8 protein-coding genes and 1 riboswitch are annotated in these 15,882 nt (G+C 45.2%); of the genes, 1 reads left to right on the forward strand and 7 read right to left on the reverse strand.

Annotated features, from left to right (window positions below; translation table 11 throughout):
- Positions 1-4: 4 nt before the first annotated feature.
- Genes qoxC through qoxA form a run of 3 tightly spaced genes read right to left on the reverse strand, consistent with a single transcriptional unit; the run spans position 5 to position 3,599 of the window.
- Complete coding sequence (gene qoxC, locus MHI15_RS18390) at positions 5-601, reverse strand: cytochrome aa3 quinol oxidase subunit III (RefSeq protein WP_042124373.1); 597 nt, start codon at positions 599-601, stop codon at positions 5-7.
- Positions 598-2,541: a cytochrome aa3 quinol oxidase subunit I gene (gene qoxB, locus MHI15_RS18395; protein ID WP_076194156.1), complete on the reverse strand. Its 1,944-nt coding sequence runs from the start codon at positions 2,539-2,541 to the stop codon at positions 598-600. Before qoxB ends, qoxC begins: the two co-directional genes overlap by 4 nt.
- A gap of 38 nt (positions 2,542-2,579) precedes the next feature.
- Positions 2,580-3,599 carry a cytochrome aa3 quinol oxidase subunit II gene (qoxA, locus tag MHI15_RS18400; RefSeq protein WP_036680822.1) on the reverse strand — a complete coding sequence of 340 codons (1,020 nt, stop codon included), beginning with the start codon at positions 3,597-3,599 and terminating at the stop codon, positions 2,580-2,582.
- A 487-nt stretch (positions 3,600-4,086) separates the two neighbouring features.
- Here qoxA and MHI15_RS18405 point away from each other — a divergent pair, with 487 nt between their 5' ends.
- On the forward strand, positions 4,087-5,223 hold the full coding sequence (locus MHI15_RS18405) for a polysaccharide deacetylase (RefSeq protein WP_076194154.1): 1,137 nt from the start codon (positions 4,087-4,089) through the stop codon (positions 5,221-5,223).
- 1,425 nt (positions 5,224-6,648) lie between these two features.
- Here MHI15_RS18405 and MHI15_RS18410 read toward each other — a convergent pair.
- The 4 genes from MHI15_RS18410 to MHI15_RS18425 form a co-directional block, all read right to left on the reverse strand.
- Positions 6,649-8,355 (reverse strand): methyl-accepting chemotaxis protein, encoded by a 1,707-nt coding sequence (locus tag MHI15_RS18410; protein WP_341164674.1) that lies wholly within the window; start codon positions 8,353-8,355, stop codon positions 6,649-6,651.
- 202 nt (positions 8,356-8,557) lie between these two features.
- Complete coding sequence (locus MHI15_RS18415) at positions 8,558-11,122, reverse strand: DUF4430 domain-containing protein (RefSeq protein ID WP_341164675.1); 2,565 nt, start codon at positions 11,120-11,122, stop codon at positions 8,558-8,560.
- 170 nt (positions 11,123-11,292) lie between these two features.
- Positions 11,293-11,495, reverse strand: a riboswitch (cobalamin riboswitch).
- A 127-nt stretch (positions 11,496-11,622) separates the two neighbouring features.
- On the reverse strand, positions 11,623-14,619 hold the full coding sequence (locus tag MHI15_RS18420) for a GAP1-N2 domain-containing protein (RefSeq protein WP_076279866.1): 2,997 nt from the start codon (positions 14,617-14,619) through the stop codon (positions 11,623-11,625).
- Entirely contained in the window at positions 14,616-15,878 is a 1,263-nt protein-coding gene (locus MHI15_RS18425; RefSeq protein WP_076129587.1) for a hypothetical protein, read from the reverse strand. The genes MHI15_RS18420 and MHI15_RS18425 overlap by 4 nt, the downstream gene beginning before the upstream one ends.
- Between the last annotated feature and the right edge of the window lie 4 nt (positions 15,879-15,882).

Consider the following 15,882-nt stretch of genomic DNA (forward strand, 5'->3'; position numbering starts at 1 on the left):
CATGCTACATCAGTCCTTTCAGATAGACGAAGCTGAAAATAAAGATCCAGACAACGTCCAAGAAATGCCAGTACAGCGAGAAGATAAAGGATTTATTGGCCGTAGCCGGATTAATACCTTGACGCTTCAACTGGATTAGAATAGCCGCACCCCACAGGAACCCGAACGATACGTGAGCTCCATGTGTTCCCAGCAGTACAAAGAGACTGGATAGGAAACCACTGGTTTGAAGTGTAGCCCCTTCGTGAACATAAGTGACAAACTCCGTGATTTCAATACCAAGGAAGCCGAGACCCATTAGAAGGGTTAGTCCGAAAAAGACCATCATGGCTTTTTGGTAACCATGCCGCATGGCATGAACTGCAAGACCAATCGTGAACGAACTTGTCAGCAGCAGCAATGTTTCGATCATTACTGGACCAATTTCGAAAAGATCCGGCCCGCTAGGGCCGCTGGCAAAACGGTCTACCATTACAAAATAAACAGTGAACAACGTAGCGAACAGTGCAATCTCCGCTCCTAGAAAAACCCAGAAGCCAAAGATTTTATTACTATTCTCTTCTGTTGAGTATTCAAGCGGCTTAGACGCATCTATTTTCATACTGTCTCACCCCGCAATTTCTTTTCAGTAGCAATAACTTCTTCTGCTGGGATGTAGAATCCGTGATCCCGATCAAAGGACATAGCAGCTAGAACAATGAGGATACCTACTCCAGAGAGGATCGCTGGAATCCAAAGACTGAAGACCAGAGAGAACCCTGCAATGAAGAAGATAACACCCAGAATAAATGGTTTTCCTGTGTTGCTAGGCATATGAATCTTAGTAATCTTATCTTCAAAAAGCGGTACTTTATCTTGTTTAGCAGACCAGTAAGCATCGCGTGTTTTTACATTTGGAACCACTGCGAAGTTGTAAGCTGGAATCGGGCTTTTCGTTGCCCACTCCAAAGTACGTGCATCCCACGGATCTCCATCAGTATCTCTTGGTTCGTAACGAGTACTCCAGTAAATGTTATAAACCAGGATTACAAATCCAATAGCAAGACCGATCGCACCTACGAATGAGACCATACTCAGCGGGCCAAATCCGGTATCCGCAGAATAGGTGTATTGTCGACGGGTCATGCCCTTAAGTCCGAGAATAAACAGCGGGAAGAACGATACGTTAAAGGAAATGATAATCCACCAGAAGGCATGCTTGCCAAGACGTTCATTCAGACGGAAACCGAATACTTTAGGGAACCAGTAATGGAACCCTGCGATAACGGCGAAGACCGCACCCGGAATAAGAACGTAGTGGAAATGGGCAACCAGGAACATCGTATTATGGTACTGGTAATCGGCACTGGCCATAGCCAGCATGACACCTGTTACCCCACCAATCGTAAAGATCGGAATAAAGGCCAGGGTGTATAGCATAGGTGTCGTAAAGGTTATTCGCCCTTTTCGTAAGGTGAATAGCCAGTTAAATATTTTCACACCTGTTGGTACGGCAATGGCCATGGTTGTAATCGAGAAGAAGCTGTTAACCATAGCACCTTGACCCATTGTATAGAAATGGTGAGCCCATACTAGGAAGGACAAGAGGGAAATGATCAACATACTGAATACCATGGATGTATATCCATACAGGTTCTTTTTAGAGAAGGTGGCGATAATTTCACTATAAATACCGAATGCCGGTAAGACAACGATATATACTTCAGGGTGACCCCATACCCAGAACAGGTTGGCCCATAACATATCCATACCGCCATTGGCCATCGTAAAGAATTGAGAGCCGAACAACCGGTCGAACATCATCAACGCGAGTGCAACCGTAAGCACAGGGAATGCGAATACGATAATTACGTTGGTGATCAATACGGACCAAGTAAACATCGGCATTTTCATCAACTTCATGCCTGGTGCACGCATTTTCAGAATCGTTACAATAAAGTTAACGCCTGTGAGGAGCGTACCAATACCTGAAATTTGTAGTGCGAGCGAGTAATAGTTATTACCCACCGTTGGACTGAACTCTAAACTTGCTAGCGGGAAATATGCGGACCAACCAGCATCTGGCGATCCCCCGATAACAAACGAAATGTTAAGCAGCATAGCTCCAAAGAAGAAGAGCCAGAAGCTGACAGCATTCAGACGCGGGAAGGCAACGTCTCTAGCACCGATTTGCAGCGGAACGATAACATTCATCAGACCGATAATAAACGGCATGGCCATAAAAAGGATCATAATCAAGCCGTGTGTTGTAAATACCTCGTTGTAATGCTGTGCGTCAAGAAATTTCATGTCCGGGGCTGCTGTTTGCAGCTTCATCATAATAGCGTCAACGCCGCCGCGGAAAAGCATAAGCAATGCAGCGAGGATATACATAATCCCAATACGTTTGTGGTCAACAGTAGTCAACCATTCGCGCCATAAATATCCCCATTTTTTAAAATAGGTCAGGCCGACGATAATCCCGATTGTAGCCAGAACAATACTTGCCATAGCTCCGTATATCAGGGGTTCGCCGTGGACCTTAAATTTATCCCAATCCATTAGGAATCGCTCCTTTCAAGTTGTTCAATTAACATTGACTAGTGTCCGTCATGTGTTGTGCTCTCTTCTAATGGAGAACTAGGTGTCGGCTCATCCAGTTCTGGATTAGGCTCGGTGTTGAATTCCGTCTCGCTGGATGGTGCTGGAGTCGGGTGAATTTCTTTATTATCCTGATGCTCCATACTTCCGTTATCCGTATCCATTTCAGTGCCACCATTACTCATATGGTCACCATGGCTTCCCGGAGGCGGGCTAAAGGATAAGTGAGTATTCGTATACGTTTTACGTCCGACATGTTCCATTTCCAAAAGACCTTTAAATTCATCTTCCGTCAGTGGACCCGCCGTTTCTTTAACGTCTTTCACCCATTCCTGATAGTCCTTATCTGTCATCGCAAGTGTTTCAAACTCCATGTGGGCAAAACCCTTACCATTAAAGTTCGCATTTCTTCCGACATAAGAACCTACAGTATCAGCTGAAAGATGCAAGGTTGTGATCATGTCGCTCATCGCGTATTTTTGTCCTCCCAATTGTGGGATCCAAAGACTTGAGATCGTACCGAAAGAATACAGTCTGAACTCTACAGCGCGGTGAACTGGAATGTTAACGTAGTTTACTGTTTCGATACCTTCTTCTGGGTAGCTGAAATGCCATTTCCAGTTAGAGGAGGAAGCATAAATTACAAGCGGTTTCTGATCTTTATAATCCGCTGCAACATTTTCTACATCTACTGTTGTTTTGACGGTGACTACGGAGAGGAATGCCACGATAATAATCGGAATGGTAATCCAGATAGCCTCCAGCCATTTGTTTCCTTCCTCGTGAGGAGGAATATAATCTTCGTTGCTTTTTTTAGCACGGTATTTCAAAAGCACAAAGACATATAAGATGTAGACAACTGCCAGAACGCCGAGCATCATAACAATGGAGAGAATGATCGTGTCAGATAAAGTTCTTGCAGCCGGCCCCTTCGGATTCAGAACAGCGATTGAACTGCATCCTGGCAAGAGTAAAATTAGGCTGAGAAATAAAGCGTATAACGGTCCCTTTTTGTTCATGCTTAAGCTCCTTCCTTCAATACTTCTTTTATTAACCCTCAACATTAACCTTAATATATAGTAAGAATTTATGGGGAAGAAAGCAAAAGACTTATTTTTCCATTTAGCCTAAAAAAGACCTTAATAATGGCGAACAAGTTAAATATGTGTGATCAATTTGTTACAAGTTTCTAATAGTATGATAAAGATCACTGTAACGGCGCTGTTTATGGGTTGAAAAATTCCGTTCAAACTTTGTTCAATAGTTTACTAAAGTTGCTAATTTAGACACATCTATTCTGCGCAAAACAGGGTGATTTTAACCATTTTTTGTTGATGCGCCAGTATTTAGCCGGAGTCGCGTGCTTTTTATGATTGTGGTTGAAATCACAGTTAACTTCTAAAAGGTAACAAATTATTCTGCTGGGGGTTACAATCTCTCAAATTTCATTCTATCAATGTATGTTAAGGTAATAGACAAATATACATAGATAGGAGATTTTTGACGATGTCTTTAAAGAAAGTATGGCTATTATTAATCGTATTATTCATTGGTTCCGGATCAATACGAGCGATAGATTCAGTGAATGCAGCAGGTGCAGGCTCCCTTAGGTTAGGTGTGAACGATAAGTTAACAACTATTGAAGCAGTTTCGGTAAAAGATACCTATTACGTTCCTCTACGTGATCTATCACAGGAACTTAAGTTAACGCTAACTGGAGTGAGCGATGGGATAAAAGTTACAGGTCAGAACAGATCAATCAAACTGCTGAATGATCATGCAACAGCTACTCTAGGCGATGGAAAGACCATATCCATGAGTACATTTTTGAAAAACGGAAAAACAATGGTTCCACTGAAATTGACCTCTTATCTTGGTTTTGGAATTTCTTTTAAAGCAGATCAATATTTATTGCGTGTAAAAGATGGCTCGGCTACATTAGATGATGCAACATTTGTAAGTAAGTTTAAAAAGGAATTGAAGCCAAGCGCAACTCCTGGAACTTCTACGCCAACTGTTGGGAAGCAAGGTAAGACCGTATACCTCACCTTTGATGATGGGCCAACGGCTACAACTTCTACATTGCTTGATATTTTGGCAAAATATGATGCGAAGGCAACTTTTTTCATGATCGGACCGAATATGAACCAGCATACTGCGCAAGTGAAACGGATTGCGAATGAAGGGCATGCTCTCGCATTGCATGGAATGACGCACCGGAAAGAGAAGTTTTATGCTTCACCTGCGGCTGCGCTGGGAGAGATGGATAACGATAACGCCATTTTGAAAAAGATTACAGGTCAAAGCACTACACTGATTCGTCCTCCTTATGGAAGCAAGCCTTATTTCACAAAGGCCTTTAGAGATAAAGTGCTGGCTCAAGGTTATCATCTATGGGATTGGAACGTGGACTCAGAGGATTGGAAATACAAGGATGCTAGTACGACGATCTATAATTCGGTAATGAATCAGGTTCATAAGCTGCAGAAATCGCAGACCAATCCAGTGATTCTGATGCATGATCAAAAAGCTACACTTAAAGTACTTCCGCGTATCTTAGAGTCATTGAAAAAAGAAGGCTATACATTCCACGTCATTAGCTCAGATCTGAAACCTCTGAATTTCTGGAAGGATACACGCTGAGTTTTTTTGAAAAAATCAAGAGGGAATCCCAACAGCTGTGAACTAGCTGTTGGGATTCCCTCTTTTTTCAGGTCTTGAACTAAACACTAATTTTTGTTTAATCCGATCACATTCATGCTCCCGAGTTTTTCTATCGGACCCAGATGACCTTAATTGCTGGATTTGCCTCTATTTCGGGTGCTATCGGACCACATAGCCGCTATTGATGCAAAAAACACCCGTTATCAGTATTTTCCACACCAATAGCTGCACTGGTGTCCGAAACTTCGCTCCAATGGCGATAAATGGGCAAATAGCGGCTACTGAGTCCTAAACTTCGCTCCAATGGCGACAAATATGCGAATAGCGGCTACTGTGTAGTCCGAAACTCCACTCCCAAGCCACAAAATGAGCGAAGGGCGCCTGCTGTGTCCGCCAAACCAGTTGGGATGAGTATGAACTCACGCTATCGGACCCACATGACCTTAATTGCTGGATTTAGCTATATTTCGGATGCTATCAGACCTCATAGCCGCTATTGGCGCAAAAAACACCAGTTATAAGCGTTTTCCACACCAATAGCTGCACTGGGGTCCGAAACTTCGCTCCAATGGAGATAAATATAGAAATAGCGGCGGCTGTGTCCTAAACTCCACTCTCAAGCCACTAAATGAGCGAATGGCATCTGCTGTGTCCGCCAAACCAGTGGGGATGAGTAAGAGCCCATGCTATCGGACCCAGATGACCTTAATTGCTGGATTTGCCTCTGTTTCGGGTGTTATCGGACCACATAGCCGCTATTGGTACAAAAAACACCAGTTATCAGTGTTTTCCACACCAATAGCTGCACTGGAGTCCGAAACTTCGCTCCAATGGCGATAGATATGTAAATAGCGGCGGCTGAGTCCGATAGCCTTTGGGGATGATCATGAGCCCATGCATCGGATTCAGATGACATTAAACTGGGGAATATCAAGTAGATAGTGTGTTTAAAAAACTAGAGAACAGCCGGGGACAATAGGGTTACGGGGTACGGGGTACGGGGTACGGGGTACGGGGTACGGGTTACGGGTTACAGGTTACGAGGTATGAGCATACCGATCATCTCCAAGGTTTTTATTGTTTCCACGCCTCCGTCTTACCACTAGTGTCGCTGGAGATCACATAGCATATGTTTGCCCGCAACCTGCTGGGACCAGCCTACGTCTATACGCTCCTGAGCTACTGCTACTGAGATCAACTTACATCTCTCCCCCCTTGACCTGCTGAGACCAACTTACATCTCTCCCCCCTGACCTACTGAGACCAGCTTACATCCCTCCCCCTTGACCAACTGAGATCAGTTGGCTCGCACTTGCTCCCAATCTGCTATAACCACAAACAGCAGAGCAGCGATCTCCGTTACTGGAGAACCGCTGCTCTGCTGTTTTAATATTATTATGAAGTCTATAGTTTGAAGCTGGACAATGTCTTTTGCAGATCTTCTGCGAGCACCGCTAAATACTGAGCTGAAGCCGACATTTCCTCCATTGCGGATAGTTGCTCCTGACTCGCTGCACTTGTGTCCTGAACACCTTCTGCACCTTTACTAGATATAACGTTGACCTGTTCCATAGCTGCTGCCACACCTTGTGATTCCATGGCGACATGAGCAACCGCTTCTCTAATCTCCCCTGTCTGTAAGGTAGCTTCTTTAATGGAAGTCTGAATCTCATGAAAAGCTTGAGATACCAGATGACTTTGAACTACGCCATTGGTGACTAGCTCAGTACCCAAAGCCATGGATTCTACTGCGCTTTCGGTTTGCTTTTGGATATGTGTAATAATATCTGTAACCCGCAAAGAACTATTTCTAGTTGCTTCCGCCAGATTACGAATTTCTCCAGCAACTACAGCAAATCCCCGTCCATGCTCACCAGCCCGTGCTGCTTCTATAGAAGCATTGAGCGCAAGCAGATTCGTCTGTGTAGCAATACCGTTAATCGTTGTAATAATTGTATTAATCTCTTGTGACAATGTCCCTAGATTAGAAACAATCTCCTGACTCTGAGTTACACTGAGGTCAATTTCCTTCATCTGCACAATGATTTGGTCTACAGCCTCTACTCCACGATCCGATGAACCGGAAACTACTCCCATTAGATCCGACATTTCATAGCTGCTGCCCTCTACGGCTGCAATATCATTGGTCATTGCTTTTATAGAACGTGTTGTACTGTTAATGCTCTCTGTCTGCTCATCAAATCCCGCAGCAATCTCTCCAGAAGATACAGCGATCATTTGTGAAGCCAATGAGGTCTGCTCAGCACTAGCGCTCATCTCTTCCGATGAAGCTGACAGCAGTTCTGCACTCTCTGCAATGCCTTGCATCATCTTCCGCAAGCCCTGCAGCATATTGTTAAATGAACTGTTAATTTGGCCGATCTCATCCTTGGCGGTGTACGTTGCTACCACGGTCAAATCTCCATCTTCTGCCCGCTTCATTAGTCCTTGCAGTTCTTTAAGCGGTTTTGTTATCAGTCGAATGATTGCAATACTAATCACGATACAAATCACCCAAGCGAACGTAATCATTAAGGTATTGTTTACCCGCATGCTTTTAGCGGTTGCCATGGAACCTGAATTGTGTTCATCAGCATCTTTAAGCAAAGAATCACTAATTCCTTTAAGCAGGTTGATCATTTTTTCACGGGATTCGTTAAATTCGCCTGAAAATACTTTATAGGCCTCTTGATTATGATTACTATCAGCAATCTTTATAATGTTATCCCGCTGTGCACGATAATCTGGCAAAAAGGACTCATACTCTTTGATTTTACTTACAATAGCAAGATCATTATACTGAATCGCTTTCACCTTGTTCATAAGTTCATTATTATCTTGAACCTTCACTTGGATACTCTCAGAAAGTTCTTTGTTTTTGCTGGCATCAACGCTAATCAAACGCTCCAAAAGATAGGATTCAATAGCCCTATTATTCGTACGCATCTGCCCTACGTAAGAAACAGGCAATAAATTTTCATTATATGTCTCATTTGTCTTTTCGGCCATTTTGTTCATTGTGATGATGCCTATGCCCCCTACAGCATTCACCATAATTACTGCGAATACCAAAAGCAGCCCTATTTTGTATTTCACTTTCAAATTTTTCATCTACACTCCGCCTTCACATTATCTTATGATCTATCTATTTTTATCGGTCGGAAGGGCTAAGAGTTTGATGATTTTTAAAATATTGTGTCGAATAAAAGTATATATTGTCATAAAACGACTTTCCTCAAATAAAAAAGGGCGGGCACCCGATCCGCTATTACTCCGAATCCATGTGTGCCCGCCTAATCAAACTTCCTCTTCCTTATTCTCCAGAGGTATAGTACCAGTACAAAGTATCACCGTTCTGCAAAATATAACTGTCTGCACTGATGCTTGGATCCGCATCCCGGTTCGTTTTATACTTCCATCCGCTGCTTGGGCCTCCATCAAATTCAGCCAACCCGTCAATAGATTTCACGTAGATGCTTCCAGCGTTGCCGGATGATACTACCTTAGTCCCTAATTGACTGACTAGTAAGCTATAAGCCGTTTCGCCCTCTTTTAGAGCTACTGTTGTACTGGCTAGGATGGTTCCTTTCCGGCTATCTCCAATCACTGAGAGGGTAGCGGTAGCTTTTGCTGGAGCAATAACAGACGATCCGACAGTCAGAGACTGAGTATAACGCGCTACGCTCGGTACGCTATCTTTAGCATAACCGGTAACAGTTATTGTATAGCTATTTGCTGGGAGACCCCCATCAACAACAGCCACACCTTGTTCATTCGTGATTACCTTCTTATCACCAACCGAAACCTGCACACCTGCAGCTGGTGAGGTAACCGGATCAGAAGTTAAGCTTTCCTGATTCCACACCCACTTTTTCTGTGAAACCTTTACAGTAAAAGCTTCATTAGCTTTTGGCTGTGATGGGGTAAGCACCACAGCATCTACAACCTGTGTATTTTCTCCTGCATAATAGACAAGTACACGATCGGATTCCTGTAGTTCGAACGCATCCATACCCACACTTGGATATATCCACTCCCCGCCGCGTGATACCACGAAGCTCCACCATCCGTCGTAAGTACCTTGCGAAACTCCATGGATACCTGATACAAAGTTGCCATAAGACGATTTGGTGATATCTACTTTAAAATCATCGGTAGACCCTAGTTGTTGCAACGCTTCAAGGGCATTGGAGGCTTTCAAAGTCCCCTCACTAATCAACCCTTCCGGGCCTTCAACGGTTAGCGAAGCTGTTACATTCTTAGAAATCACTTTTAGAGCTTTTGTATATTTAGCAATCGTTGGGGCTTTGCCTTCACGGTAGCCAGTTACAGTCAGTGTATAGTCACCTGCGGGCATATTTCCTGAGAATACGGCCTCACCTTTAGCATTCGTCGTTACCGTCTGAGCTCCAATTTGGACCTGAACACCCGCAGCTTTTGCAGTTACAGGAGAGGAAGTGTTCGTAGCAGCGTCCCATTTCCACGTCTTACTAGTTACAGTGACGGTAAAGGAATCGCCCTCTTTAAGATTTGCTTTGGAAAGCGTAACGGAATCCACAAGCTTAGTGTCATCTCCGGCATAATAAACCAGTACCTGATCTGAATCTTTAAGTACAAAATCACTCATGCCTACATCGGGATTAATCCATTTTCCGTCACGTGATACAACATACATCCATCCGTCATAACCACCAAAGCTTCCAGCAGCAATACTTCCGATGCCAGTCACATAACTGCCCGAAGGATTCGTGATCGGCAAGTTCGTTTGAAGCGCCAGCTTCTCTAACGCTCCAAGTGCGTTGCCAGCATAGGCGTACCCTTGTGCCAACGTGGCCTGTGGTCCCTCAATCGTTACTGGAGCGTAGATGAGTGAGCTCTGAATGGAGGATTTGGAAAAATCGTATAGCTTACTGTTGCTTCCTTTATATAGCAAATTATAGGCAACCAGCGCCTGAAGCCCTTGCTCTGTCGCCAGAATATTACTGCTTCCACCACGGCTATGGGTGAAGCTACCATCAGCTAGACGATAGCTAAGCAGGTTCTCCATTAGATCCACTTTGTTTTTGGTGTATTCTAATCCACTAGGATCAACTCCGAAGGAGGTGAGTCCAAGGATTGCTTGTGCGCTACTTTCAGCACTGTCACCGTAACCCCCATGGCTATCTTGAGCTGCAGATAACCAAGCTACGGCTTGTAGCCCTGCTAAGTAGGCTTCGGGATTATTTTTATGTGCCGCCAGAGCCGTCAAGGTTATCGCTGTCATATCAGGCTCACTTGCGCCTGAGGTTAGTGCAAAGCCCCCATCCGGATTCTGTTTGGAGAGAATCTCCGTAAGGAGCTTATCCGCCGTCCATTTCGCGTCACTTGGGATATTATATTTACCAGAATCCAGCGCAAGTAAAGCATATACCGGATTATTAAGCGTCTGTTCACTGAGCTTGCTATTATTATAAATTTTCTCAATCAGATTATAGCCAGGAGTCGTTCCGTTACCAGCAAAGCTAGTAGGATCTGCACCAATCGCTCTCACTGCGAGCACGATTCGAGCATAATCGGTTACATTGGTGAAATCGCCAGCTGCATCCTTTACTTTTTTCTCAAGCTCTGAAAGGTAACTAGCCGGCAGCTTGTACCCTGCTTGCGCTAATCCAATGGCTTGCCAATCCGATTGCACGCCACCTTTCAAGAGATATTCTGCAGCCGCATAAGTCGCATCCGCAACATTAATCCGCTCCGCGGCAGTTGCCTCCAGACCGGCGCCAGCGCCCGCTTCTGCAAATATTTGTCCCGCCGGAGCAAGAGATGTTCCTAGAATTGAAATGACCATGAATAAGGCCAGCCCAAGTGCTACAAACTTGGAAGACATGATTTTCTTCATTGTTTAACCTCTTTCTGTATAAGAATGGGTACTGCCGGGAATAAGACGCATAACATAAAGACCGCCCCTTTGGAGGGCGGTCAGGGAAGATTACAAATTGAGGCTGCGGCGCTTGCTTCCTGCCAACAGTCCATCTGTATATGTTCCACATTCTTACCCCACGAAGAATAGAAACGCTCACGAAAAAGGCAGGTCTCCTGGCTAATGCTTCATCGCTGTTCTTCACCTTCCCACCCTACCTTCGGGGCAGTGGCTTATAGAAGAAACGCTCCGCACATACAGTGGCGGGACCGCGCCGGACTCTTGCACCGGACTTCCCTTTTAAGCAGACGACTAGATTGATTTAGTCTGCACCTTTTCCAGTATGTAGTATCTTATTTTGACATCCATAATCATATCTATTAATACATAGCATGTCTATAGAAAAGCTTAGTATGGGCAGCAAAAAAATGAACAGCAATACGCCACCTTCCGGTGGGTATTGCTGTTCAGAAAGCTTGTTATTCTGCTGTTCCTTCCGGACTTGCAGTCGGGGAGGGTTCAGCACTTGAATCAGAAGCTGGTGGAATATTAGGATCGGGATCTACGATCAATGTAAATCTTCCGGCTTTGATCATACTTTTCTCTAGAATTGTCGCTCCAGGCTCCAATGTAACCTCAACCTGATAGGAAGGTTGTTCACCTTCAGTCACAGCTGTTGCGGAAGGCAACCCAGTGCTGTCCTCAGTATTAGAGGAAGGCGTAGGAGACGGAGATGCATCAGCTACAGCATTAGTAGCATCTGCACCTTCTGCTGTTCCTCCAGTAGTGCCAGCGGCATCTGACTCGTCAGCAGCGTTTCCCTCATCCGTCCCATCCGTTGACGGCACTGGACAAGTCCCATTTGTAGCAGCGACCTTAAAGCTTTTATCTATCTCTGTAGACGAAGACATTAAACTAATCTCAGTCGGTTGAAACTGCACACAGTCATCTGCACTTGCGAAGGTGAACACCAATATGCTGCTCCCCTTATCTCCTTCGACGCTCTGATCCTTCAAGTATACTGAAGCTGGAGGCAGTATATTGCCTGCACTCTGAACAGGGGTCGGCTCAGGGCTTGTCCCCGGCAGAGCCGTCTTCGTATCATCCGGACGCAGCATACTGAATACGATAATTGCAATAATCACCAGAATACCCGTAATGGAGCCGGAGATTAAGAGTCGAAATCGGCTGCGGCTGATCCAGCGCGCCAGCGGGGAAGCCAGTTGGGAGCGGGCTTCATTGTACACATTTTGCAGAGCAGGCCGAGCTGCCGCGACATAGTTCTTTCGGAATTCCCGATTCTTGAACGCTTCACGATCACTGCTCAGGAAATACTTCAGAATCGCCTTACGGTAACCCGGTTGCAGCTTTTTATTCGAAACCGTAAATAAAGGATTGCCTTGCGACCAAGCAAAAAACCGATAGATGATTTCTTTGTCGGAACCGGCTTTACGCTTTAACAGCTCCAGAAGCGCATCGTAATCCAGCGGACCCCCTTCACGCTGAGTTGTATAGTAAAAGGCTAGCGGAAGCCGTTCAAAGGGTTCCAGAACACGCGCCTCTTTTAGCAAACGACGACCCAGTAGCTGCACATCGTCTAGTTCCTGCGGAGACAATCCTGTAAAAATCTCCTCATTCGGCTTCTCTTCACCAAACCAGCGGTAAGCGGCACGCAGCGCATTCTCTTTCTGCTTGCTAATCCTATCCAGTGGCGGCTGCCAATCGACAACATTACCATACCGTAAAAAAACTACCTCCAGAAGCTCCTCCTGCGTCATATCAGAAAGCGATAAGCGGTTCAGTAAGAATCTATCTGCTGAAGCAGCAAGATCCTGCATTAGGGAGAGTGCCTTAGGAGCAACTCCTGTTCCTTTGCGGCGATCTTTTTCTGCCTTATCTACAATTTCATGAATTTCCGCCACAGAAGCCACTGGATCATGCTCCAGCTGGAGCTTTTCTAGCAAATAATCCTTCACAGCATTTTGAGCAAAAGACTGCTCTAACGCCACTGGCAGGAACCGCCCCCAATGGAGCACAAAGCTCAGAATATCCGCAGATCTGGACGCCGCAGCTAGTCTTGATTCCATATAAGGCTCAAGTAGCTGCTTACGGAAATAAGTTTCAGACATCACGCGCTGGAAGTAAGCTGCACTTAACTCATCATTACTCTCAATGATCCTGTAAGCAGCACTCAAAATATCCTTGCGGCCCGCTTCCACACTATGAAGCATCCCATTGATGAAATAATCCACGATTCTGACCCTGTAATTGTGATCTTTAAGTACAAAATACTCTTTAAAGCATTCCATAATCGCCGGATCTGGCACATTTCTTTGCCGAATCAGATCAAATTCCCGGTCAAACCGTTCTAAGAAAATATCATTCAAGCGGATTCTAGAATGAATTGCACCGTCTGGTTTAAGGTAAGAAAGCAAACCACTTAGCACCGCACTCTTGTTTTCCGTATATAAATGCTCGTTGCCTTGCTCAATCTCATAAAATATAGCCAGCTCATTATAGAAAGAAAGGGATAGCTTGTGCTCAGGACTCTCTCCACGTAGAATCTGATCGGCGAAGCTTACGAAGTCGTTAATATCTCCTGGATTCAGCAGTAATAGCTTCCACACCAAATCAGCATAAGGCTGGCGGGTCTCGCCAAAATCGACATTCCCCATCCGTCCGGAAGCCAAATCAAAGGTATAATCCTTCTCAATACTGCGATCACCGGGACGAAGTGAACCTTTTTCCACAAAGCTAAGATGTATATATTTACGGCTTTGCGGTTCATTCGCATACGTAATCACGCCTAATCTACGGCGGAATTCATACGGCAGCACGCTATACAGAATTTCTGTAAGCTCCACCGCCCGCGCGGACAACTCGGTGATAGGTACGTTTAGAGCCACGTAGATTTTTTTCTTACCCGCTACAGAGAGCATTACGGCTTGCAATAACGCCTTGAATATCCCTTCATCAATCCCTAACAGACGTAAGCCTGCGATTGGATCCGGGCTGCGGTCTGTGCGAACAACTGGAATAGAGGGCAGCTCCGGCAAGGTTCCACCAAGCTCTCCCGTATGACGCTCTGCAAAATCAGCATGCAGCCAGTCTCCATAGCTCTGCACAATTTCTTCGGAACGTGAAGCAGGAACTACATAGTTATGTGCAAAAAAAGCGCTTCGTTGGCCTGTGAAATCGGCCGCTTGATAACGACTAAGCCCAATAACTGTATCCCCGTTCTCAGCATGAAATAGGTGCAGCGCACCAGGATATGCAGCCTCATCCTTCTCTCCACGTGCGGTTAACTCCGCAGGAGCATCGTAGAGGCAGAAGGGATGAAGGATTTTTTTCACAAAATTATTGTCTAAACTATCTGATTTCGCTACCGTATCGAAGCCTTCTGTGGAACGAAACACTCCGCGACGTTCGCGGGTGTACATCTGTTGGGCGATTGTTGACCCTGAGAAAACATTCACGGGCCGTCGCTCCCCTCAATATACTTCAGCTTATGCAGCAGCCAAATAAAAGGCTCGTCTACACGAATCGGGCTTACTACACCCTCAATCTTTTGATTCACAGGATTGCTGCCCAATGCAGATACTGCAAAATAACCCGTATTCGCGAAATAAACATCCATCGTATCTTTAAAGGGTCTGTCCACCTTACCAATAAATCTGCGAATTTCCCCGTCGATATTATGGAACTCGTCCATGTTTAATGTTTTGCGGTGAACATAGTTATTGAACACATTGCTGTTGGACTTGATGTAATCGCCATCCTCATCCTTCAGCGAATGCAGCATATCACTTTTGGCAAGCACAACCGCTGTTGGAATGTCTGTCTTACTCTTTTCCTGATAGGCAATAAAATCACCGAACATCGTCAGCACCACATCGCGCGGCTCGTCATATTGTGAGACCCATTCTCCCGGGCGGTCACCGATGTTAATATGAATCTTTTCACGGATAGAACGGATTTGCAGCGGATCGACCATAAACAAAATACCCGCAGAGTTCTTGATATGCTGACCATGAAGTCCAAGATAATCCTGATCCACCATACCCTCACCTGCTACATCAAAGAATACAAGTGTCAGTGGCGGTTTATTTTCATCCTTAAAGACAAATTGAAAGATAAAAGGCTCCTGCATTTTTTCCTTCTGTGTAGAAGCCAGCAGATCCCCACGCTCAAAAAGCGGTTCCTCATACAATGTACGGAACTTACGGCTAATCTCTGCATTAAGCGGCATACAAGCGGCATCAAAATGACCTGCTGTAGTATGCTGCAATGTGTGGATCAGCGAGGTCATATACACCGATTTCCCGACTTGGGATGCCCCGATAATCGAGATGATGTTACTTGGCACCTTCCCGGCAGTCACCGGCAGCTCATTATGGCAGGACGGGCAAAGCCGTCTGCGCGTAAGCACACCGTAACGATCCGTAAGCCCAGTTAACACATGATCCGTGTAATGATGATATTCTTCCGGAATATCCGCCGGGTTGATAATCGCTTCTATGTCATCTACCGTATCAAGCCCAAAGCGCTCACGGTATTTGTTCAAGGCGTCATCCTCACCCAATGCGTAATTTTCATCGTCCTCCCGGCTGTGCATAGCCCGAAAGACGACATCCTCCGGAGAGAACTTGGTGAAGCAATACGGACACACTATATCGTAAAAAAGCGGCCGCGGCTCCGGCTGATTCTTTTTCATAAAACGGCTAAAAAAAGACATCTAC

The sequence above is a fragment of the Paenibacillus sp. FSL H7-0918 genome (assembly GCF_038007025.1).
Taxonomy (GTDB): Bacteria; Bacillota; Bacilli; order Paenibacillales; family Paenibacillaceae; genus Paenibacillus_AQ; species Paenibacillus_AQ odorifer.

Coding starts and splice junctions, on each gene's coding strand:
- MHI15_RS18405 (WP_076194154.1), top strand. CDS start 4,087: ATGTCTTTAAAGAAAGTATGGCTATTATTAATCGTATTATTCATTGGT.
- qoxA (WP_036680822.1), bottom strand. CDS start 3,599: ATGAACAAAAAGGGACCGTTATACGCTTTATTTCTCAGCCTAATTTTA.
- MHI15_RS18415 (WP_341164675.1), bottom strand. CDS start 11,122: ATGAAGAAAATCATGTCTTCCAAGTTTGTAGCACTTGGGCTGGCCTTA.
- MHI15_RS18425 (WP_076129587.1), bottom strand. CDS start 15,878: ATGTCTTTTTTTAGCCGTTTTATGAAAAAGAATCAGCCGGAGCCGCGG.
- qoxB (WP_076194156.1), bottom strand. CDS start 2,541: ATGGATTGGGATAAATTTAAGGTCCACGGCGAACCCCTGATATACGGA.
- MHI15_RS18410 (WP_341164674.1), bottom strand. CDS start 8,355: ATGAAAAATTTGAAAGTGAAATACAAAATAGGGCTGCTTTTGGTATTC.
- qoxC (WP_042124373.1), bottom strand. CDS start 601: ATGAAAATAGATGCGTCTAAGCCGCTTGAATACTCAACAGAAGAGAAT.